Raw genomic sequence first — 534 nt, 5'->3', positions numbered from 1 at the left:
CAAAACCAGCGCAAAGACGTACACCTCGCCGCTGGGGACGATTGCGCTCTCGTTAAGGCGCCAGCAAATGTACAGATTGCTATCAGCACCGATACCTTGGTTGCTGGAACCCATTTCCTTCCTCACGCGAACCCTGCTTGGGTTGCTCACAAGGCGCTTGCATCCAACATCAGCGACTTAGCTGCCATGGGCGCAACACCTGCTTGGGTAAGCTTTGCATTGACCATGCCTGAAGCGGATGAAGAATGGCTCGCACCCTTCTGTGATGCGTTTTTCGAACTGGCGGATTACTTTGGTATTCAGTTAATCGGCGGTGATACAACGAAAGGCCCATTAAGTTTAACACTGACAGTGCAAGGTTTTGTGCCTGAGGGCAAAGCGCTGACTCGCTCTGGCGCGAAAGTCGGGGATTGGGTGTATGTCACGGGGAATTTGGGTGACGCAAAAGCAGGGCTGGATGTCATCTTAGATGAAACACTTCGCAGTCGCATTGGTGCTGATGAACTAGAAAAAGCCCACTACCTAAGTACTCCG

The 534-nt window shown here is 52.1% G+C and carries 1 protein-coding gene; it reads left to right on the top strand.

The window, feature by feature from the left end:
• A partial coding sequence (thiL, locus tag R7P74_RS28900; protein WP_318124143.1) for a thiamine-phosphate kinase occupies positions 1–534 on the top strand: 534 nt, incomplete at both ends.

It is taken from the genome of Vibrio sp. 2033, assembly GCF_033339735.1.
The sequence above is the reverse complement of the archived record's forward strand: the minus strand, read 5'-3'. Positions and strand labels throughout refer to the sequence as shown.